At 29.6% G+C, this 21415-nt stretch carries 22 protein-coding genes and 1 riboswitch; of the genes, 11 read left to right on the top strand and 11 right to left on the bottom strand.

What is annotated here, in order from left to right; translation table 11 throughout:
- Positions 1-66: 66 nt before the first annotated feature.
- A complete protein-coding gene (locus tag I6E15_RS03650; protein WP_235244337.1) occupies positions 67-795 on the bottom strand; it encodes a glycerophosphodiester phosphodiesterase in 729 nt (242 codons plus the stop codon).
- A gap of 14 nt (positions 796-809) precedes the next feature.
- The gene (locus tag I6E15_RS03655) at positions 810-1028 is read right to left on the bottom strand and encodes a hypothetical protein (RefSeq protein ID WP_177161963.1); all 219 of its coding nucleotides are present in this window, start codon (positions 1026-1028) and stop codon (positions 810-812) included.
- 187 nt (positions 1029-1215) lie between these two features.
- Between I6E15_RS03655 and hydE the strand changes: the two genes are divergently transcribed.
- The 3 genes from hydE (at position 1216) to I6E15_RS03670 (ending at position 3875) form a co-directional block, all read left to right on the top strand.
- The gene (gene hydE / locus I6E15_RS03660) at positions 1216-2298 is read left to right on the top strand and encodes a [FeFe] hydrogenase H-cluster radical SAM maturase HydE (protein WP_235244339.1); all 1083 of its coding nucleotides are present in this window, start codon (positions 1216-1218) and stop codon (positions 2296-2298) included.
- Positions 2299-2309: 11 nt separating this feature from the next.
- Entirely contained in the window at positions 2310-3161 is an 852-nt protein-coding gene (locus I6E15_RS03665; protein ID WP_235244340.1) for a sirohydrochlorin cobaltochelatase, read from the top strand.
- Between the two features lie 231 nt (positions 3162-3392).
- Positions 3393-3875, top strand: coding sequence for a type III toxin-antitoxin system ToxN/AbiQ family toxin (locus I6E15_RS03670; protein WP_235244343.1), 483 nt, complete (start codon positions 3393-3395; stop codon positions 3873-3875).
- A gap of 49 nt (positions 3876-3924) precedes the next feature.
- On the opposite strand, the gene I6E15_RS03675 is transcribed toward I6E15_RS03670, so the two are convergent.
- Positions 3925-5397 (bottom strand): Na+/H+ antiporter NhaC family protein, encoded by a 1473-nt coding sequence (locus I6E15_RS03675; RefSeq protein ID WP_177159998.1) that lies wholly within the window; start codon positions 5395-5397, stop codon positions 3925-3927.
- Between the two features lie 69 nt (positions 5398-5466).
- A riboswitch (Lysine riboswitch) is annotated at positions 5467-5642 on the bottom strand.
- A gap of 119 nt (positions 5643-5761) precedes the next feature.
- Between I6E15_RS03675 and I6E15_RS03680 the strand changes: the two genes are divergently transcribed.
- The 8 genes from I6E15_RS03680 to gpmI all read left to right on the top strand — a co-directional run bounded on the left by I6E15_RS03680 (position 5762) and on the right by gpmI (position 11580).
- A complete protein-coding gene (locus I6E15_RS03680; RefSeq protein WP_235244344.1) occupies positions 5762-6724 on the top strand; it encodes an RluA family pseudouridine synthase in 963 nt (320 codons plus the stop codon).
- Positions 6717-7322 (top strand): ribonuclease HII, encoded by a 606-nt coding sequence (locus I6E15_RS03685; RefSeq protein WP_235244346.1) that lies wholly within the window; start codon positions 6717-6719, stop codon positions 7320-7322. The genes I6E15_RS03680 and I6E15_RS03685 overlap by 8 nt, the downstream gene beginning before the upstream one ends.
- A 16-nt stretch (positions 7323-7338) precedes the next feature.
- Positions 7339-7713, top strand: coding sequence for a YraN family protein (locus I6E15_RS03690; protein WP_235244348.1), 375 nt, complete (start codon positions 7339-7341; stop codon positions 7711-7713).
- Positions 7697-7912: a hypothetical protein gene (locus tag I6E15_RS03695; RefSeq protein WP_235244350.1), complete on the top strand. Its 216-nt coding sequence runs from the start codon at positions 7697-7699 to the stop codon at positions 7910-7912. The genes I6E15_RS03690 and I6E15_RS03695 overlap by 17 nt, the downstream gene beginning before the upstream one ends.
- Complete coding sequence (locus tag I6E15_RS03700; protein WP_235244352.1) at positions 7884-8558, top strand: ComF family protein; 675 nt, start codon at positions 7884-7886, stop codon at positions 8556-8558. The genes I6E15_RS03695 and I6E15_RS03700 overlap by 29 nt, the downstream gene beginning before the upstream one ends.
- Positions 8539-9141: a hypothetical protein gene (locus tag I6E15_RS03705; protein ID WP_235244354.1), complete on the top strand. Its 603-nt coding sequence runs from the start codon at positions 8539-8541 to the stop codon at positions 9139-9141. Before I6E15_RS03700 ends, I6E15_RS03705 begins: the two co-directional genes overlap by 20 nt.
- A 133-nt stretch (positions 9142-9274) precedes the next feature.
- Positions 9275-10030 carry a triose-phosphate isomerase gene (gene tpiA, locus I6E15_RS03710; RefSeq protein ID WP_177160005.1) on the top strand — a complete coding sequence of 252 codons (756 nt, stop codon included), beginning with the start codon at positions 9275-9277 and terminating at the stop codon, positions 10028-10030.
- Positions 10031-10062: 32 nt separating this feature from the next.
- The gene (gpmI, locus tag I6E15_RS03715; RefSeq protein WP_177160006.1) at positions 10063-11580 is read left to right on the top strand and encodes a 2,3-bisphosphoglycerate-independent phosphoglycerate mutase; all 1518 of its coding nucleotides are present in this window, start codon (positions 10063-10065) and stop codon (positions 11578-11580) included.
- 216 nt (positions 11581-11796) lie between these two features.
- Here the strand turns inward: gpmI and I6E15_RS03720 are convergent, their stop codons facing one another.
- From I6E15_RS03720 to I6E15_RS03755, 8 genes are all read right to left on the bottom strand, one after another.
- Positions 11797-13692 (bottom strand): Hsp70 family protein, encoded by a 1896-nt coding sequence (locus I6E15_RS03720; RefSeq protein WP_235244356.1) that lies wholly within the window; start codon positions 13690-13692, stop codon positions 11797-11799.
- A 14-nt stretch (positions 13693-13706) separates the two neighbouring features.
- Positions 13707-14561: a hypothetical protein gene (locus I6E15_RS03725; RefSeq protein WP_235244358.1), complete on the bottom strand. Its 855-nt coding sequence runs from the start codon at positions 14559-14561 to the stop codon at positions 13707-13709.
- A 278-nt stretch (positions 14562-14839) separates the two neighbouring features.
- Positions 14840-16270: a hypothetical protein gene (locus tag I6E15_RS03730; RefSeq protein WP_235244359.1), complete on the bottom strand. Its 1431-nt coding sequence runs from the start codon at positions 16268-16270 to the stop codon at positions 14840-14842.
- A 101-nt stretch (positions 16271-16371) separates the two neighbouring features.
- Positions 16372-16815 carry an SsrA-binding protein SmpB gene (gene smpB, locus I6E15_RS03735; protein ID WP_177160009.1) on the bottom strand — a complete coding sequence of 148 codons (444 nt, stop codon included), beginning with the start codon at positions 16813-16815 and terminating at the stop codon, positions 16372-16374.
- Positions 16812-18959, bottom strand: a complete 2148-nt coding sequence (gene rnr / locus I6E15_RS03740) for a ribonuclease R (RefSeq protein WP_235244361.1) — start codon at positions 18957-18959, stop codon at positions 16812-16814. Before rnr ends, smpB begins: the two co-directional genes overlap by 4 nt.
- 11 nt (positions 18960-18970) lie before the next feature.
- Positions 18971-19540, bottom strand: coding sequence for a bis(5'-nucleosyl)-tetraphosphatase (symmetrical) YqeK (gene yqeK, locus I6E15_RS03745; protein ID WP_235244365.1), 570 nt, complete (start codon positions 19538-19540; stop codon positions 18971-18973).
- Positions 19541-19575: 35 nt separating this feature from the next.
- Positions 19576-20373, bottom strand: coding sequence for a GerMN domain-containing protein (locus tag I6E15_RS03750; RefSeq protein ID WP_235244367.1), 798 nt, complete (start codon positions 20371-20373; stop codon positions 19576-19578).
- A 9-nt stretch (positions 20374-20382) separates the two neighbouring features.
- The gene (locus I6E15_RS03755) at positions 20383-21408 is read right to left on the bottom strand and encodes an N-acetylmuramoyl-L-alanine amidase family protein (RefSeq protein WP_235244369.1); all 1026 of its coding nucleotides are present in this window, start codon (positions 21406-21408) and stop codon (positions 20383-20385) included.
- Between the last annotated feature and the right edge of the window lie 7 nt (positions 21409-21415).

The raw sequence follows: 21415 nt of genomic DNA on the forward strand, positions 1-21415 counted from the left end.
TTTGGTAACAATATTTTTAATCTCTGGCTACATTTTAATTTTTATCTTTTTTCCATATAGAGAATTTTATCTATACTCTTCCAAGATTTTCTTAGTTAAGTCTGGATAGTTTCCTATAACTATATCTATACCTTTTTCTATCATATCCCTTATATCTTTTTCTTCATTTACTGTATAGACATTTATCTCAATATTATGCTCTTTTAACTCTTTTACATTTTCGGCAGTCATACTTAAAAAATGAGGGTGATAACATTTTACACCTACATCTTCAGTGTATTTTCCAGCATTAATTATCCAAGTTTCAGTAAGTAACCCATATTTTAAATTAGGTGCAATATTTTTCATTCTTAGGACTGAATAATGATTAAAACTAGAAATAAGCACTCTATCCTCTAGCTTATACTCTTCAATTAATTTCCACACTTTTTCTTCAATACCAAAATATTCATTTAACCCTGTTTTTAGCTCAATATTTGTAACTATATTTTTATCTTTTACAAGTTCAAAATACTCTCTCAAAGTTGGAATAGGATTAAATCCACATTGCCCTCTAAATTTAAAAGAGGCATCAAATTTTCTTAACTCATCATAAGTATATGACACTACCAAACCTTTTCCATCAGTAGTACGGTCTATTGTTTCGTCGTGGATAATCACAACTTCTCCATCTTTAGTCAACTGAACATCTAGTTCTATTCCGTCTACTCCCTCTTCTACTGCTTTTCTAAAAGCTAACATTGTATTTTCTGGATATTTTCCACTAAATCCTCTGTGAGCAAAATTTTTAGTCATCTTAACTCCTTTAATTATTCTTCAACTACATTATCTTTATATATTCTTGAATAAATATCCTGTGCTTTTGTACCTATCTCATTTAACTCATATTCCTCATCAGTACCATATTGAGCTATAAATTTTACAATAGATGTCAAAACCTCATCAATAGGCATTTCATATATCATATAAAATCCATCATCAAAATATTCCTTTAAAAATTCTTGATCCTCTTTAGATATCTTTAACATACTTCCTCCAAATATTTTTTTATACAATTTAGTTATACCCTATGTAAAGTTTTTTTTCAACTACTTTTTACATAATTTTTACATATTACTATTTTTAATTTTTTCTGTTTCCTTGCTAATAAAAAAATTTACAAAGTCAAAAAATTAAGATAAAATATATATCATACTATATTTTTAGGAGAAACAGATGATAAAAAAAATTTTAGAAAAAGAAAATCTGTCGCCAGAGGATTTGCTTACACTTATTAAGATAAACAACCCTCAAGATTTACAACTTCTTTTTGATAAAGCATACGAAACAAAACTAAAATATATTGGTAATAAAGTTTATTATAGAGGGCTTATAGAATGTTCGAATATCTGCATTAAAAACTGCAAATACTGTGGTATAAGGCGTGATAATAAAAATGTAGATAGGTTCGCTCTTTCCAAAAATGATATTTTAGATATTTCTCGTTGGATATATAAAAATGGTTATGGTTCTTTAGCTCTACAATCTGGAGAGAGAACTGATAAGGAGTTTATAGATTTTATAGAAGATACCTTAAAAGATATTCAAAAAATCTCAAATAACTCCCTTGGAATAACCCTATCCCTTGGAGAACAAACCCTTGATACCTACAAAAGATGGCTAAAAGCTGGGGCTAGTCGTTATCTTTTAAGGATAGAAACTACCAACAGAGAACTTTTTAAAAAAATCCATTTTGATGATGACTTACACTCATTTGACAAAAGATTACAAGCTCTTAAAGACTTAAAAACAGCTGGTTATCAAGTGGGAACTGGTGTAATGATAGGGCTACCTGACCAAACCTATAAGGATTTAGTAAATGATATTATATTTTTTAAAGAAAATGATATTGATATGATAGGAATGGGACCATATATTCTTCACGAAGAAACTCCTCTTGGTCAAAACTCAGTAGATAAAATATTATCTGATGAAAAAAGATTTGAACTTAGTCTAAAGATGATTGCTCTTTGTAGAATTTATCTAAAAGATATAAATATTGCTGCTACAACAGCACTTCATGCTCTTGACCCACTTGGTAGAGAAAAAGGAATCCTTGCTGGAGCCAATGTTATTATGCCAAATGCCACATCAAAGAGCATAAAACCAAAATATCAACTTTATCGTGGAAAACCAAATCTTGAAGATGATGCTATCACTGGAAAACTTGCCCTTGAAAAAAGTCTAAAGAGTATAGGGGAAGAGGTAATTTACTTTAAGCAAGGAAATTCTCCACATTTTTATAATAGAATAAAATAGCGAGGTGTTTAATGGAAGGATATATAAAATCAAACTTTTTAGAAAATTATAACGAAAATAGTAAAAAAGCTATACTTGTAGTAAACTTTGGTACTACTCATTTTGACACAAGAGAAAATACAATCGAAGTTTTAATAAATGAAGTAAAAGAAAAATTTACTGACTTTGAAGTTAGAGAATGTTATACTTCAAGAATTATCTTAAAAAAATTAAGAGAAAAAAATATTTTTATTGATAATCCTGTTGAGGCTATGGAAAGATTAAAGAATGAGGGATATACTCATGTGATTATTATCTCTAGCAATGTTATAGACGGTATTGAGTACAAAGCCCTAGTTAAAAATATTGAGCATTTTAATGGAGATTTCGAAGAGTTAAGGATTGCTCCCCCTCTTCTTAACACAAATACTAGCTTTTTAAAAGTGGCTAAGGTTTTAAACGAATATTTTGGAAATCCTAGTGAAAAAGAGGCTTATCTATTTGTAGGTCACGGAACTTTAGATTCATCAGACTCAGCTTATCCTTGTATGGATTATATTTTTAAATATCTTGGTTATAGCTATTATGTGGGAACTATTGAGGGATTTCCATCAATAGATGAGATAAAAGAGATTTTAACAAAAGATGGTATCAAAAAAGTTACTCTTATTCCATTTATGATTGTAGCTGGGGAACACGCTAAAAATGATATTGCTAATGATTGGAAAGAGGAGCTTGAAAAAGAGGGCTTTGAAGTAAATTTAAATCTTACAAGCCTTGGAGCTATAAAAGAGATAAGAGATATATTCGTAGAAAATGGTGAGCTTTTACTAGATTATAAGAAAGAAGATATACTAGAGAAAAAACTATTTTATAGTAAATAATAAAATCTTCTCAACACAAAAAACATTGATTTTTCAAAGATAAAATGGTAAAATATAGTAAATAAAAGAGCGGTGTTTCCCCACCATTAAGCAGGGAGTTAAAAGAGCGGTGTTTCCCCACCATTAAGCAGGGAGTTAAAAGAGTGGTGATTCCCTACCATTAAGAGTGGAAGCCAAAAGATTAAGGTTGGTTACTAAATAGCCAACCTTTTTACATACAAGGAGCTTTATATGAAATTATACACTATCAATGAAGAATATATAAATTATTTAAGACAATTTTCAGAAAATGTAAAATATAATAAAAAGGAAAGTAGACCCTATGTTGGTATTATACTAAAAATAGATGATTATACTTATTTTGCACCTTTAGGCTCTCCAAAGCCCAAACATTTGAAAATGAAAGAATCTCTTGATTTTATTAAAATAGATAATGGAAAAATCGGAGTTATAAACTTAAATAATATGATACCTGTATCAGAGGATAAGGTTACAAATATAATATTTAATACTCTCTCTGATAAGAAATATGCTACTTTACTAGAAAGTCAATTAAGATGGATTGAGAGAAATACAGAACTTATATCTTCTAAAAGTTTTAAATTATATAAATTGATAACAACAAAAGAAAATACAATGTTTCACAAAAGATGTAATAATTTTAAATTATTAGAAGAAAAATCTCTAGAATATTTATCAACAAAAGAAAAATAAAAAATAAAAACCTAAGTTATATTACATAGCTTAGGCTTTTTTATAATTATTATTTTTTCAGTCTTACAGTTGGCTCACTTGGTAGTTTAAATAGTGGCACAAATCTATCCCAACCAGTTAGAGTGAGTATAAGTATAGAGAATACCGCTATCATTGCCAAGAAATTACATTTTATAATATCTGTTGGCACAAATTTATAAAGTGGATAAACTACATTTGCTATCCCTGTAAAAAACACTGTATAAGTATGCCAAGGAATAAACTGAGAACCAAAAACTCCCATTGCGTCATTAAAGCAACCGTTTCTAAGTCTTAATTTATATTTATCTTCTTCAAACCCTTCCACATTTTCATCTACAAGATTTTTTATAATTGGACCAATAGTTACTATCTGTGCCATCTCATCAGCTAAAGAAACATTTCCTAATATTGCAAATATTCCATTGAAGAACATAAGTTGTCTTACATTTTTAGATAACTTTCTTACAACTCTAGAAAGTGGCTCAAAAGCATTTATACTTCCCATTATTCCACCAAAAGCTGTTATCCACATCATCATTACAATAACACTTCCACCAGCTCCAGAAAAACCAGAATACATAAGTCCTAAGAAATCTTTTATATTGTCAACAGTCCCTGCATAAAGTCCAAATCCTAGAGAACTCATTATCCCTATAAACAGACACATCAAAGTAGGCATTCCTTTTATAGCAGCTCCTAATACAAGAAGAAGTGGCATTCCCATATAAAGTGGTACACCTTGTTTTACCTGCTCAAGTAAAATCACTGCTGATTCTCTTTCACGAGCCAGTGCCACCCACACATCTTGAGGTATCTCGTTAATGGCATCTCTTGCATTTCCCACAACATCAGGTAATCCCATTACAACTGATGCAAGATAAAAAGTTATTATCCCAGCCACCAAACAAAGCAATGACCAACCACCTTGATGTCTTATTCTATGGATTACTTCTACTTTTTGTATTCCAGAACTTACAACAGTAGTATCAGAGATAAGTCCAATATTATCTCCAAAACAAGCTCCCCCTGCAATAGCCCCAAGAGTTAAAATTATATTTCCATCAACAATATGATTCAGCCATAAAAATATTGGAGCACAAGCTGCGAAAGTTCCCCAAGAAGTTCCGATAGTTACTGAAAGAACACTTGTAACTATTATCCCTGTTACAGCAATAGTTTTTGCAGTCAAACCAAAGTTTAAAGCCATAATGATAATTGATGCCCCAACTCCTGTTGCCATAAATGCCTCTGCCATAGCATAAGCAAGCATAAGTATAAAAAATACAAGTTGGATCTCTTTTACACTATCCACAGCTTTTTCTACTATTTTATTAAAAGTAAATTTTTCAGTTAGCCAAGCTATAATAGCCACATAGATAGTTGCTATTGGTGCAGCTACTAAAAAATCTAGTTTCATTCCTACCATTAATATTCCTAATAAAACTACTGGAGAGAGTTTTAAAACCTCAATAAAAACCCCTCTTCTTTCACTGTTCGTCATCTTTCCTCCCAAATTTTTCAATAAAAAAAGCCTTATAAAAAATATAAGGCAAAATTTCAAAAAAATATCTAAAATGATAGCCCTACATTAGTCCTACTAATGTCAGTACTGAAGATATTCTCCTCAGTCCCAAGTGTTTGATTAAGCTCTCTCAAACCTTTCGGCAAAATCCCCTTTCAATCTTTTTCACAGCCTTGCTAAGCTCCAAAGATTTAATAATGTTTCTTGCAACCTCTACCTAAAATATTTGATTATTCCACAGAAAATCATATCATCTTTTATACTTATTGTCAACGTGTATTTTTTATTTTTTTGTTTCATTTTACTCTTATCAATGTTATAATTAGTATAATAACTGATTTTTATGGAGAAATTAATGGAAAAAATTATTTTAAATGTCACAGAGGAATTTATTGGAAAAAGAATAGATGTTTTTTTACAAAAAAATATTTCTGACACTAGTAGAGCTTTTATTCAAAAGCTTATAGATGACGGAAATGTCTTAGTTAATGCTAAGATTTGCAATAAATCTTCATTAAAGCTAAAAGGAAATGAAATAATTGAAATAACTTTACCTGAGGAGGAAGTAAAAGAAATTTTACCTGAAAATATCCCATTGAACATAGTCTACGAAGATGAAGATATTGCGGTTATCAATAAACCAGCAGGTCTAACTGTACACCCTGCCCAAGATATTGTTAGTGGTACTCTAGTAAATGGACTTTTATTTCATTTTAAAACTCTAGCAAATATTGAAACAGAAAAAGTAAGACCGGGGATTGTCCACAGGTTAGACAAAAATACAAGTGGTTTAATAGTTATTGCAAAAACTGACAGAGCCTCTGAAAAACTTATTGAAAAATTTAAAACAAAAGACATAAAAAAAACTTATATTGCAATCTGCAAAGGAAATTTTAGTGAAAAATCTGGAAGAATAGAAAATCTTATTGGTCGTGACCCAGCAGAGAGAAAAAGAATGGCTGTTGTAGAGATAAATGGAAAACCAGCTATAAGTAACTATCAAGTTATTGACGAGGTGCAAGATTTTTCATTGGTAAAAGTTCATATTGAAACTGGTAGAACTCATCAAATAAGAGTTCATATGAAATATCTTAACCACCCAATATTAGGTGATGACACTTATGGCAACCCTTCAAAAATTGCAAAACGTCAAATGCTACACGCATACTTTTTAGAGTTTAACCACCCAATAACAAATGAGCCTTTAAAAATATTTGGAGAGTTACCTGATGATTTTGTAGAGGTTGCAAAAAAATTAAAATTAAACATAGATATTATAAAAGAAAACGGTGATAACAATGAGTAGTCTTTATGAGTTTGATAAGGAAAAAGGAGATATTTTGGGAGTTGACGAGGCTGGACGTGGACCACTTGCTGGACCAGTTGTTGCTGCTGCTGTTAAAATCCACCAATATCACGACTTTTTCGAAATGATAAATGATTCTAAAAAACTTAGTGAAAAAAAACGTGAAGAACTTTTTGATAAAATTCTAACTTACTGTGATGTTGGAGTTGGGATTGCCTCAGTTGAAGAGATAGATGAAGTAAACATTTTAGAGGCTACTTTTATAGCTATGAATAGAGCTATTGAAGATGTTAGCAAAAATTCTGATGTTACTTTTGACACTGTTTTAGTTGATGGTAATAAACTTATAAAAAAATATAATGGAAAACAAGAATTTTTGGTAAAAGGCGATGCAAAATCTCTGTCTATTGCTGCTGCCTCTATTATTGCAAAGGTTACGAGAGATAGAATAATGCTTAAATTTGCTGAGATTTATCCAGAGTATCATTTTGAAAAACACAAAGGTTATGGAACAAAACTTCATAGAGAGATTTTACTAGAAAAAGGTGTTCTTCCAATCCATAGAAAAACTTTTTTAAAAAAAATTCTATCTAAATAGTATTGGTGGTGCTTATATGAAAAATTTTTTAAATAAGAGAGTTCAAGGAGAATATTTTGAAAATTTAGCCCTTAATTTTTTAGAAAAAGAGGGATTTTCTCTTTTGGAAAAAAATTTTTACTGTAAGCACGGAGAGATTGATATAATCTTAAGAAAATCTGACCTTATTGTTTTTGTAGAGGTAAAACAAAGGAGTTCTAAAAGTTTTGGAACTGGATTTGATGCAATATCTTATACAAAACAAAAGAAAATGTATCTCACTGCTCAAAACTTTCTTTATAGGAATAGCTTAGAAAATTTTAATTTTCGTTTTGACGCAGTGGTATTTGATGAGAAAGATAATTGTCATTGGATTAAAAATATAATGTGGGGTGATGAAATTGGATTTTAGATGTCCTAAGTGCGGTAGTGCTGATTTTTTTGTAAAAACTGCTGTATTTCCTGAAAAAGATACAAAGCTAAAACTTGAGTTTGGTACTTATTACTTGAAAATTTGTGCTGACTGTGGATATACTGAGATGTACTCAGCCAAAGTCGTAAACAAAGACTTAAAGGAAAAAGATGCCCCTACACCTAAGCCAGTACCTTAGAAAATTTTTCTACTATGATAGATGTAGTGTATGTAATGAAATTTTATCTAATTCTGAGATTTACATCTGTAAAAAGTGCCAAGAAAAATTTAAAAACAACAACCAATTAAAAAATTTTAAAAATATCTATTATATTTTTAAATATGATAGTGATTTTAAGAATTTAATAAAAAATTATAAATTTTACAACAGGAAATATTTAGGTTTTTTTATAAGTCATTTGATTGAGAGAAATTTAAAAAAAGTTATTGAAGAAAAAGATATCGATATTATTATCCCTGTACCTTTAAATAAGAAAAGGTTTTTTTCTCGTGGATTTAATCAAGTGTCATATATTTTGGATATTCTAGACATAGATTATCAAAAGATAATAAGAACAAAAGACACAAAACATATGAGCCTTTTGCTTGATAAAAATATGAGAAAATTTAATATTAGAAATGCCTTTTCTATACCTTTTGAGGTAAATGGCAAAAATATCTTGATAATTGATGATATTATAACTACTGGTAGTACAATCCATGAGATTATAAAAGAGATTAATCTCATAGGAAAGCCAAAAAGTATAACTATCTTTGTTTTTTCAATGGCTAAGACTTTTGAAAAATCTAATTTGGGGAGAAAAAATGAAAATATTAGTAGATAACAAAGAGTTTATTATAAATAAAACTTTTAATAGTTTTGGAGAACTAATAAACGAAATCACTAAAAAATTAAAAACAGAGGATAAAATCTTAGAAACAATAATAGTTGACGGAGTAGTTCTTAACACTGCCTCTATTGTTGATATATCTAAGGTTACTTTGATTGAGATTTTTACTAAAAGCCACAGAAATATTTTATACCACTCACTTTTTCTTTTGGAAGAGTATATACAAGAATATTTTAAATCTTTAAAAATCTTAGAGGATTATGAGCTCGATCCATTCACTTATGATATGAAAATAAATGAGATTTTAAGTTTTTTAAACTGGACTTTAAACCTTTTATACAGCCTAAAAGAAAATACCTATGTAGACTATCTATATTTTGGTTATAACGAACTTTTAGAGGAGTTTAAGGATAGTTATAATAATCTTTTAAAAGCTATTGATAGCGGAGATTATGAAACAGCCTTTGATATACTAGAATTTGAAATCTCAGATATGCTTTCTGCTCTAGGAGAGAACATCGAAAGTTACAAAAAAGACATCTTAATAGATGAAGATTCTTCAAATCATACAAATTAATAAATAATGTATAAAAATTAATCAAAAAAAATCAACTTATTAACTTATAGAAAATTAGTATTTTTTTTAAGAATATGGTAAAATCTATTTGTAAAAGAATAATATAAATTAAATATTTTTAGGAGGATCAGTTATGAGAAAAACAATAATCGCTGGAAACTGGAAAATGAACAAAACTAATAAAGAAGCTGTTGAAATGTTAACAGAATTAAAAGAAATCGTAAAAGGAATCGACTCTGTTGGAATCGTTATCGGAGCACCTTTCACAGCTTTATCTGACGCAGTAAAAGCTGTTGCTGGAAGCAATATTAAAATCGCTGCTGAAAACGTTTACCCTAAAGAATCTGGAGCATATACTGGTGAAGTTTCTCCTGTTATGTTAAAAGAAATCGGTGTTGAATATGTAATCCTTGGACACTCTGAAAGAAGAGAATATTTCAAAGAATCTGATGAATTTATAAATGAAAAAGTTAAATGTGTATTAGCACATGGAATGACTCCAATCCTTTGTATCGGAGAAAAATTAGAAGATAGAGAAGCTGGAAGAACTAACGATGTTAACAAAACTCAAATCAACGGAGGACTTGCTGGTCTTACTGCTGAAGAAGCTAAAAAAGTTGTTATCGCTTACGAACCAGTATGGGCAATAGGAACTGGAAAAACTGCTACTCCTGAAATAGCTGAAGAAACTCACAAAGCTATAAGAGAAGAATTAGCAAGAATGTTCGGTGAAGAAGTTGCCAACGAAATCACTATCCAATATGGTGGATCTATGAAACCAGAAAACGCTCAAGAATTACTTGCTCAAGCTGACATTGACGGAGGATTAATCGGAGGAGCATCATTAAAAGCTCAAGATTTCTCTAAAATAGTTAAAGCTGGATTATAATTAAATTTTATTTTTAGGAAGGAATTAGAAAAATGACAAAAAAACCATTAATGTTAATGATATTAGACGGTTGGGGAATCAGTACTTGTGATTCTTGCGTAAATGCTATTAAAAACGCTCACCCAGATTTTTACTTAAGTCTTTTAGAAAAATATCCACACTCAGAACTTTTTGCTTCTGAAGAATATGTTGGATTACCTGCTGGACAAATGGGAAACTCTGAAGTTGGACACTTAAACATCGGAGCTGGAAGAGTTATATACCAACCACTTGTTCAAATCAGTAAAGATATAAAAGATGGAGCTTTCTTTGAAATCCCTGTATTAAAAGAAGCTTTTGAATATGCTAAAAACCATAACAACAGAGTTCACATTGGAGGACTTTTATCAGATGGAGGAGTTCACTCTCACACTGAACACTGTTTCGGACTTTTAGAAATGGGTAAAAAATATGGAGTAGAAATGTATCTTCACGCTTTCTTAGATGGAAGAGACACAGCTCCAACTTCTGGTGCAGGATTCTTACAACAAACAGAAGATAAAATGGCTGAATTAAACTATGGTAAAATAGCTACTATCTCTGGAAGATATTTTGCTATGGACAGAGATAAAAACTGGGACAGAACTAAAAAAGCTTATGACAATATGACTATTGGAAACGGAGTTCAAGGAACTTCTGTTGCAGAAGCTATAAAAGCATCTTATGATAAAGGAATTACAGACGAATTCGTAGAACCAACTGTAATCGACAAAGAAGGATTAATCAGAGAAGGAGATGTATTTATAAACTTCAACTTCAGACCTGATAGAGCTAGACAAATAACTAGAGCTTTAAACGATAAAGAATTCCCTTATTTCGAAAGAAATATTGCTCCAGTAAAAGTTTACTGTATGAGACAATATGATGCTACAATAGATGCACCAGTTATCTATGTAGACCAAGAAATAAAAAATACTTTTGGTGAAGTAATCTCTAAAGCTGGATTAAAACAATTCAGAACTGCTGAAACTGAAAAATATGCTCACGTTACTTTCTTCTTCAACGGTGGAAAAGAAACTCAATACGAAGGAGAAGACAGAAAACTTGTTGCATCTCCAAAAGTTGCTACATATGACTTAAAACCAGAAATGTCAGCTTATGAAGTTTGTGACGGACTTTTAGAAGCTTTAGACTCTAACAAATATGATGTATTTATCGTAAACTTTGCTAACCCTGATATGGTTGGACATACTGGAGTTGTTGAAGCTGCTGAAAAAGCTATCAAAGCTGTTGACGAATGTATTAAAAAAGTGGCTACAAAAGTTTTATCACTTGATGGAACTTTACTTGTTACAGCTGACCACGGAAATGCAGAATTAATGGTTGATCCAGTAACTGGAGCTCCATTTACATCTCATACTATAAACAAAGTTCCTTTCATCTATGTATCTAACCACACTGAAGGTTTAGAAGTTAAAGATGGAAAATTAGCTGACCTTGCTCCTACAATGTTAAACATCTTAGGAATTGAAAAACCAGCTGAAATGGACGGAGTAAACTTAGTTAAATAGTTTTATGACTAAATAAAAAATTGAGGTTATTGTGATTATACAGTAACCTCTTTTAATTTGACTTTTTTTAAAATATTTTATAATACATATGTAAATACCCGCTGGGTACCTAGATGATATTAAAATTAAGCTTAGAATAAAGGCTCTCAATTTTTTTGGAGTTTTTATTATTAATCTTATCTGTAATCTCAACCCTTCGGGGGTTTTTTTTATAAATTAAAAAATTAAAATCTCCACATCTTGAGCTAATTTTTCTAATTTTTGATTTAACTCTCTTGAAATATTATGAGATAATTCCTCCACAAAACTATTTCCATTTTTTTCAAGCTCATCAAATATAGCTTTATTTAGTTTTTCACGAGTTTTATCAGATAAAAACATATCTTTTCTCACAAGTTTTCTAAGAAGAACTGGCACAGATTTTTTAATAAACAGGTGTTTACTTCTATTAAATCCCACCATTCCAGCTAAAATTCCAATTATCGCTCCACCTAAAAATCCAAGAGGACCTGTTGCTATAAGAGCTGTACCACTTCCTCCACAAAGCATTCCAATCAAAACTCCAACTATAAGAGAAACTATTCCATTTATTATATTTTCCCCTTGAAGATTTTTTATAGAAAAATCTATATTGTGAAAATCTGTTTTTATATCCACTGCCAAAAGATTCATCTCCTCTTTTGGTATCATATATCTATCACAAATCTCATCAATAGGTACTTGCAATTTATCACAAAGTTTTACTGACCAACCGATTATTGATTCTTCCAAAAGAGATTTTATCTCACCTGGCTCTAGTATCTCCCTTACCTTTTGAGAAATAATTCCATTCATCTCCTCAATTGTATCAATCTGACCTTTTTTCCAAAGGGAGATATTTGGCAAAATACTTGTATTTATAACAAACTCAGTTATTTTTTCAACCATTGGATATACAAGAGAATAAATATCCTCTTTTACATTTTTTTCTACCACTCCACTATTTATAAAAGTTTTTACTTCCTCTCTAAACTCTCTCAATCTTTCGTCTATAATTCCAGAATATGCCAAACCTTTTCCGATAGAAAACTCTGGCTCTTCAGAATTAACTATTATTGCATTAGGAAATGAAAATTTACATTGCTCCCTAAAAAATTTCATTCTCGATGCTCCACCAGTCAGTATCAAAAGTTTTGGTAGATTATCCTTTGTAACTTTTGCTGACTCATAAAGGGAGTATTGTATCCCCTCTACAAAAGATTTTCCATTTAATTCTGGTATAGGTTTATTTATAATCTTTCTTATAATCTCCTCGTTGGCTTTTATAGAAAGGTTTTGTATTCCGTCATAATAAAGAGATACTACCTCTTCATAAAAGGAATTTTTATATAAATCCTCATTTGTAAAATATTTTTCTTTTACCTTTCTAGCCACTAGCTCTGCATAACAACGCCAACCATAACTCTCATCAAAGGTTTCTTTTATTTTTTCTTTATCAATACTTTGAGATATTGCCTCTTCCAAAAGATATTTATCTATCAAACCACTTCCAAGATTGTTATTTCCAAAAACTCCAATCCCTGTTTCTTTTCCATTTACTATATAGGCAAAATCCAAAGTCGACGAACCAATATCCACAACTAACACACTTTCTTTCAGAAGTTCTGGATTGACCCTTATATTTTTTGCCTCACGAGCATAGAGAAAAGCCGCCCTTGACTCTGATATAACTCTTACATTCGGAACTCCAGCTTTTATCAAAAGATTTCTATATCTTTTTCTCATCTCTAAATCCCAACCAGCTGGACAACCTACTGTTATTTGAATATCATTCCCAAGCTCTAACTCAGAAAGTTTTTGTACAACACCTTTTGCAAAGAGAACTATATCATTTTCTGAAATCTCTGATTTTTCTGAGAAACGACTTTTAAATCTAACTCTTAAGGAATTTTTATCCCCCAAAGATATTGCTTGTTCTCCGATTAAAATCTCATCTCCGTCTAAAGCCACAGCAGAGATAAAACTTTTTTTGTCCCCTAATGATAAAATTATAGGCTCTATATCTTTACTAGCTGATGATATTTCAGCAACTGTACTTTCTCCGTCACCTAAATCAAATCCTAAGTATCTCATTTTTTACCTCCACTTTAAATTTTTTTAGTAGCCACTCCTCTTGCCAATACTTTTTTGCTATCCCTATCAACAAAAGCTGATTTTATAGTCATTGAAGAGGTTTTACTTGGGAAAACATCAAAATACTTTTCTGTTTCATCTGAATAATCTAATTTTTCTATATTATTAGAAAGTAATACATTTGCTGTTTCCCTATTAAGAGTTGATATTATCTGTTTATTATCAGTTTTTTCTATCTCATCTATTTTTTGGAAAATCTCTAAGATATTTTTATCAATATTCATATCGTTTTTATTTTCCAAACCATTTAAAATCACAAACTCATCTATATATCTGTCCATTGATTCCATAGTTCTATCCATAAAAACTAAAAGTTTTTCTACATCAATATTTATCTCTGTTTTTTGGATTTTATCGATTGTTTTTGTTTTTTCTCTATATTTTTTTAGGATAAGTAAAACTATTATAGCCTCACAGATAAATCCAACAATAGCTCCTCCAACATTTGTATAAAGTTTATTTTTTAAACCTTGTGAAAAACTAAACCAAATTGAATAAACTAAAATACAGTGAATTACTGCTAAAAATACACTATTTCCTTTTTCTTTGTAAGTAATTCCACTTTCTTCTGACCAGATTTTCGCCTCTCCTAAAGTATTATAAATATTAAAATTTTCTTTTACCATAGAAAACATAATCCCTATCTGTTGACGAAGTTTTGAATCCCTCTCTTCTGACATTGTAGTATGTTGAATAGTTTCTATTTTCTCTAAAATAATATTTTTTATATCTTGAATAGTATTTTCTTTTGCAAGGATAGTTTTTCTAGTATCCTCTCTAATATCAAGCCATTTATCTTTTATTTTCAATTTAACACCTCCATATTTTATTTGACGAAAAATCTAGCTAAAAAGATATTAAAATAAGCTGTTGCAACTTTAAGAAATATAAGATTAAAAATTACTACAGATTACGAAAAATTGATTTATTTAAAGCTCATCTCACTAAAATCACAAAACTCACTTCGTTCAAACAGTTGTGATTTTTAGCGTTCAATGTCGCTTTATAAATCTAATTTTTCTCCATAATTTCCGTAATTTTTAATCTATATTCTTTTTATAAAAAATGCAACAGCCTATTGTTATTTTTAATTATTATTTTCCATTTTTTTGTTTACTTTTTTTCTCTTATGAAAACCTAAATCTGCTGGATTTATACTTCCATTTATATAAAGTATCTCTCCACCATTTTCTTCAAATTCCTTTCTCAATAAAACTACTTTATCAATTAATTCCTTTTCCTCAAAAGAAATTTTAGAAGATATTTTTTCTCCCTTGCTCCAATTATTAATCACACCTAAATTATCTCCTGCAATTTTTTTATATTTGTTATTTTCTTTAGATATTAAAAGTGCTAGATAAAGTCCAAAAAGTTCCCCATACATAATATTATTAATCTTTCCTAAATTATAATTTCCATACCCATTCAAAGAATTTTTATACTCAGATAATTTTTCTATAATTGGATTTCCCATATAATCACTTACACAGACTTCTGCTCCTATTCCTCTACCTGTTCCTACATCAAAAAATATTGTATCCTCTTTTAAAAGATTTTTCATATCAATTATATAGTTTTGTTCCATATTTCTTAACCATCTATCTGCTTCATTAACAGTATCAAATATTCTTGTTATATTAGCTCTATCTTTAGTAAAATTTTTTTGTATTTCCAAATCAAAAACAATTAAACTTTTTAATTCTTCTACCAAAAAAATAGCATAACATATTCTTCTTTCAGTTTTACACTGTTCAAGCCATTCAAAAGCATCTTTTTCATTTATAAAACCTTTGAAAACTCCCTTTTCATCATTTATAGCAATATTTACTTTTTCAAAAAAATCAGTTATAAAACTTTCTCTATTCTCTGGAAAATATACTGCATAATGTTTTTTCTTTAATTCTTTAGGAATTTTTTTAGGATTGATGTCCTTTTCCTTTTCTGCCACTATTTCCAACCATCTTTTTGCCTCTTCCTCTGTGACAAATTTTCTGCAAAGATATGAACTTTTATAAAGCATAGAATTTACTTCCTCTGGGGCAGTTAATATTTTTTTCTCTTTTGTATCTTTGAAAAAAATTGCATAATATTTTTTAGGTTTTGCTGAAATATTATTGACTGAAGAACTACTTTTACTTTCATTAACAATAACTAATCTATCTTTTTTTATATTTTCTAACCACTCTAGCCCTTCTTCTTCAGAAAAGAATTTTTTACAAAAAGATGTCTTTTTATAAATAGTTTTTGTTACTTCTTGTGGGTCAGTTAATATTATCCCCTCTTTTTCTTTTTTTAAATAAACAGCATAATAGATTTTCTTTTTTTCTGGAAGTTTTATCTCTCCATTTTTAAGTTTTTCTATCCATTCAAGTGCTTTTTCCTTAGTTTCAAATTTTTCTGTTAAATTATATACCCCTTTTCTATGACTATCAGCCTCTATATAATTATCAACTATTAGATATTCTTTCGTCAAAGGAAAAAATATAGCATAATAAATTTCTAAAGTATTTTCTTCCATAATATTTTTTCCCCCTTTGATATTTAAAACTTTTACAATATTATACCATATATTTAAAAAAATTTTAGGGGTTACTGCAAAACTGCAACAACCCCTATTTTTTAATATCTTTCTTTCATTGCTCTTTCTATATCTCTCTTTTGGTCTTTTTTCGCTATACTTTCTCTTTTGTCATAAGTTTTCTTACCACGACCAAGAGCAATATCAACTTTTACATATCCCTTTGACAAATGAACATTTAAAGGAACGATAGTATATCCTTTTTGGCTCACTTTTTCGTGAAGTTTTCTTATCTCTTTTCTATGGAGTAAAAGTTTTCTTACTCTTTTTTCTTCAGGATTATATACACTTCCAAACTCCCAAGGAACGACGGACATTCCCATTATATACACTTCATCTTTTATAATTCTTACAAAAGATTCTTTTATACTTACTTTCCCAGCTTTTATAGATTTTACTTCACTACCTACAAGCTCAATCCCAGCCTCTATTTTATCCTCTATAAAATAATCAAAGTAAGCTTTTTTATTATTTGCTAAAATCATTTTTCACCTCTTCTGTTTCTTCTCTCAGAAAAATATTCCTCGTTATATGGAGCCACTTCAACCTCTAAGTCTGACATATCAGCTCTTACAACTATTACATCAAGTTTATCTCCAAGATTAAAAATCTCTCCACTATCTGTATCTATCATTGCATAATTTTTCTCATCAAACTCATAATAATGTGGAGAGTTTGTAACGTCCCACATACATTCAACAAGCTCTTCAGTTTCTACAAAAACTTTTCTATTGGAAATTCCAACAATAGTTCCCTTGAAAACCTCTCCAATCTTATCAAGCATATATTCTACTATTTTTATTTTTTTACTTTCCTCTTCCACTTTCATAGCATCTCTCTCTGTTTTAGAAATCGCTATACAGATTGTTGGAAGATTTTTTTCCAGTTTTTCTAAATATTTTTTCTTTGGATAACCTACCAAAGTTTCTCCCAAAATTCTATGAATCATAAGGTCTGAATATCTTCTTATTGGAGAAGTAAAATGTGTATAATAGCTTGACGCAAGACCAAAGTGACCAATATTTTCTGGTGTATATCTAGCTTGTTTTAATGCCATAAGTATCATCTTATGAACTATCATACTTATACCTTTTATTTGAGAATCTTCAATAATTGATTGGAATTTTTTAGGGTGAACTCCCTCAGAACCAAACATAACTTTATAACCAAATTTTCCAAGAACATCATTTAACTCTTGTATTCTCTCAGCATCTGGTTTTTCGTGAGTTCTGTAGATACTTGGCACTTCTAGCCAGAAAAGTTTCTCTGCCACAGCCTCATTTGCCTCAATCATAAAGTCCTCAATTATTTTTTCAGCCTCTCCTCTTTCTCTTTTTTCCAAGTGGTCAACTTTTAATTTTTCGTCCAATACAACTTTTATTTCTGGTAGATCAAAATCTATACTTCCTCTACTATGTTTTACATTTCTTATAATTTTAGAAAGCTCTAGCATCATATCCACCATATTTTTTATCGGTGCATATTTTTTACAGATTTCTTCATCATTTTCCAAAATTTTATTTACATCAGTATAAGTCATACGGTAGGCTGTTCTTATTACAGCTTTGTAAGTTTTTACATCTTTTACTTTTCCTAGAGAGTCTATCTCCATTTCACAAGTAAAAGTAAGTTTATCCTCATTTGGATTTAGAGAACAGATTCCATTTGAAAGTTCTCTTGGTAGCATTGGAAGAACTCTATCTACAAGATAAACTGAATTTCCTCTTCTAAGTGCCTCTTTATCCATTGCAGAACCCTCTTTTACATAATAGCTTACATCTGCAATACTAACTATAAGTCTATAGTTTCCATTTTCTTTTTTTTCAACATATACTGCGTCGTCTAAATCTTTTGCGTCAGCTCCATCTATTGTTATTATTGAAAGATTTCTCAGATCCACCCTTGAATTTATCTCATCTTGGTGAACTTCTTGAGGAGTTTCTCTCGCCTCTCTCATTACCTCTTGTGGAAAATCTTCTGATAGATTTTCTCTTCTAAGTAGTGCCTCCATCATAACTTTACTATCAAGAGGATTTCCTAAAACTTCTATGATTTTTCCCTCAGGTTTTCTCTCTTTATCTCCAAAGAAATCTATTTTTACAACTACTAACTCTCCGTCACGAGCAATATTTGTAAATTTTTTAGGAATATATATGTCTTTTCCAAAAGAGTGAGTTGGAGTAACAAATCCAAAACTTTTTTGTTTTTGTAAAATACCAATAACTGTGTCATTAGTTCTTTTTATGATTTTATAGACTTCTCCCTCTTTTTTATCAGAGTTTCTACTCTCTTTTGTAATTCTGACTAAAACTATATCACCATTTAATGCTCCGTTAAATCCATTTTTAGGAATAAAAATCCCCTCTGTTTCAGTGTCAACAAAAGCAAATTTATTTCTTATTACACTAAACTCTCCACAAACCATTCCAATATTTTCAGGAATATTATATTTTCCTTTATTATTTTTTACAAGCTCTCCAAGCTCTACCCAAGAATCTAAAATATCTCTATTTTTCTTTTTTAACTTTGAAGACCAAGACAAAATCTTATAAATCTCATCTATTCCAACTGATTTTTGATGGTCAGTAAAATATTTTTTTAGCACTTCTAAATCTCTTTTTATGTCCATTTTTTACCTCCCTATTGTTTCAACTTTCTTTTTGAAACTAAGTCTTCTAGCATATCTTTTGTATTTTTATGGATAATTCCACCTTTTTCTTTTAAATATTCAAGCTTTCTACTAATTTCAAAAATTATTCCCTCATCTATATCTTGAAAAGTTCTTTTTCTAATCTCGTCAACATTTGGATAATCTCTATTTTCCTCAATAGCATCTCCTATATAGATTATTTTTTCAAGAATTGACATATTTTTTCTTCCAATAGTATGATATTTTATACTGTTTAGTATATCCTCATCATCTATCCCAAACTCTTTTTTTAAAACTTCATACCCTGCAAGACCGTGAAAAATTTCTGGAAGATTTTCATACCCTTTAGCCTCAGGCATATCTTTACAAATCTCTTTTAAAGTTTCCACATCATCTTTTTTTAAATAATCGTGAAGTAGTGACGCAACTCTTGCTTTCTCCTCATCTACTCCATATTTTTTAGCAAGCTCCACACACACTTTTTCAACTCCCAATGTATGAATATATCTTTTTTCTGGGAGTTTATTTTTTACAATCTCTCTTAATTTTTCTATATCCATTTTATCTCCTTGCAAAAAAAGGGTGTTTGAACACCCTAAATATCTTTTCTAAATTTAAAATCTCTCTTCAGATTAGCATATTTTACTTTGTCCGTATCCATACCATTTATCAAGATTTTAACTGTTTTTATATTTGTATCAACATTTGTCATTGTATTTACAAAAGAATAAATTAAAAGTAACTCATCTTTTGGACTCTTTACTTTATCAAAAAGTTTTTCTGGTAGATCTAAATAGACAACATTATCTATTAAGTAACAGAAAACCTCTACTTTTTCATTTATATTTGGTATCTTATCAAGCTCTTTTAATCTTCTTATTGTTTCATCTAAAGTTCTTCTCATAAGCATATTTTTACTTTCTATTTTATTAACTTCAAGTTCAGAACTTACTAATTTTTCTCCATCTGGGAAGAATATATATATTTTTTCCTTTTCACTCTCTTTTATAGTTGATTTTCTTTCAAATACAACTTTTGGTGCATCATTACTTGAAGAGTTAAAGTATAAAATTCCAGAAATAATAGTAACACACCAAAGACCTACCGTTATTTTTATTGACAGGTTTTCTCCATCTGCAAAAGATTTTTTTATCTTTGAAAGATTTTCTTTAATTAAAGAAAAAATCTCTTTTGTTGCACTTGGAGGGTTAGATTTTTTTTGTTTTTTATCAAAGTTAAATTTTGATTTTTTTATATCTTCTTTTTTTTCTAATTTTTCTTCATCTAAATTATCTTTTTCAATAAAAATATTTAGATGTAAACTCTCTGGCTCATATTTCAGATTTTTCTTTTTCTCATTATTCTCTTCGTTATTATTTCTAAAATTTATCATTAAGTTCTCCTAATAAAAATAATTTCTTATATGCTCAGCTATATTTTTAGCCATTTTCTTTTGATGGCTTCTTGAATTTATTATAGAATAATCTTTTGGACTTTTTATAAATCCAACCTCTATTAAAATCCCTGGACAATTTACCCCTCTAAGTACAGCAAAGTTTGCTCCGTGTATTCCTCTATTACGCATACCCATTGTCTTAGAAAGATTTTTTGTCAGATTGCTAGCAAAAGGGATACTTTTTTCTTGGTTTTTATTATAAGCTATCTCACCAGCTATCTGAACGATTGAACTTGTATTTTCACCATATTTCTCTCCGAAACTGTTTTCATATCTAGCTACACTAGCAGCATATGGTGATGATTTCTTTGAAAAATAAAATATTTCCATTCCATTGTGAGATGATTGATTTGATGAGTTAGCATGGATACTTACAAAAATATCTGCTCCTTTTTTATTAGCTATTCTACTTCTATTTGTAAGGGAGATAAATTCATCTCTATCTCTCGTCATTACTACATTAAAATCTTCTTTAAGTTCATCTCTTAGATATTTTCCTATATTTAAAACTATATCTTTTTCTTTTACATTTTTTATTCCAATAGCTCCAGAGTCTTTTCCTCCATGCCCTGGGTCAATGACAACTGTATATTGTTTTATGTTTCTACTTTTAGATAGATCTATAACTAATCTATTTGGATTTTTTCTTATGCTCACTTTATGAAATATATTTTTTTGTAGTTTTAAGAAAAATCCGTGAGAGCCGTCATATTTATATTCTTGAATACTCTCCACATATTTAGGAAGTTTATTTGTTACCTTTTTATCATAATGGTCTGTCACTCCTCCTACCTCAACAAATAGAGTACGACTTGTTTCGTCATATTCACTTATGTATATAGGTTTTGTTTCATCTAAATCAAAAACTACTTGTGTAGGAAAACTATTAAATCTTACATTTTTAATATTAGATGAAAAAGATAGAGCAAACGTTAAAAGAAAAATTAAAACTGTATATATTTTTTTTACCATAAGACCG

This window comes from Fusobacterium perfoetens, from assembly GCF_021531475.1.
Lineage (GTDB): Bacteria > Fusobacteriota > Fusobacteriia > Fusobacteriales > Fusobacteriaceae > Fusobacterium_B.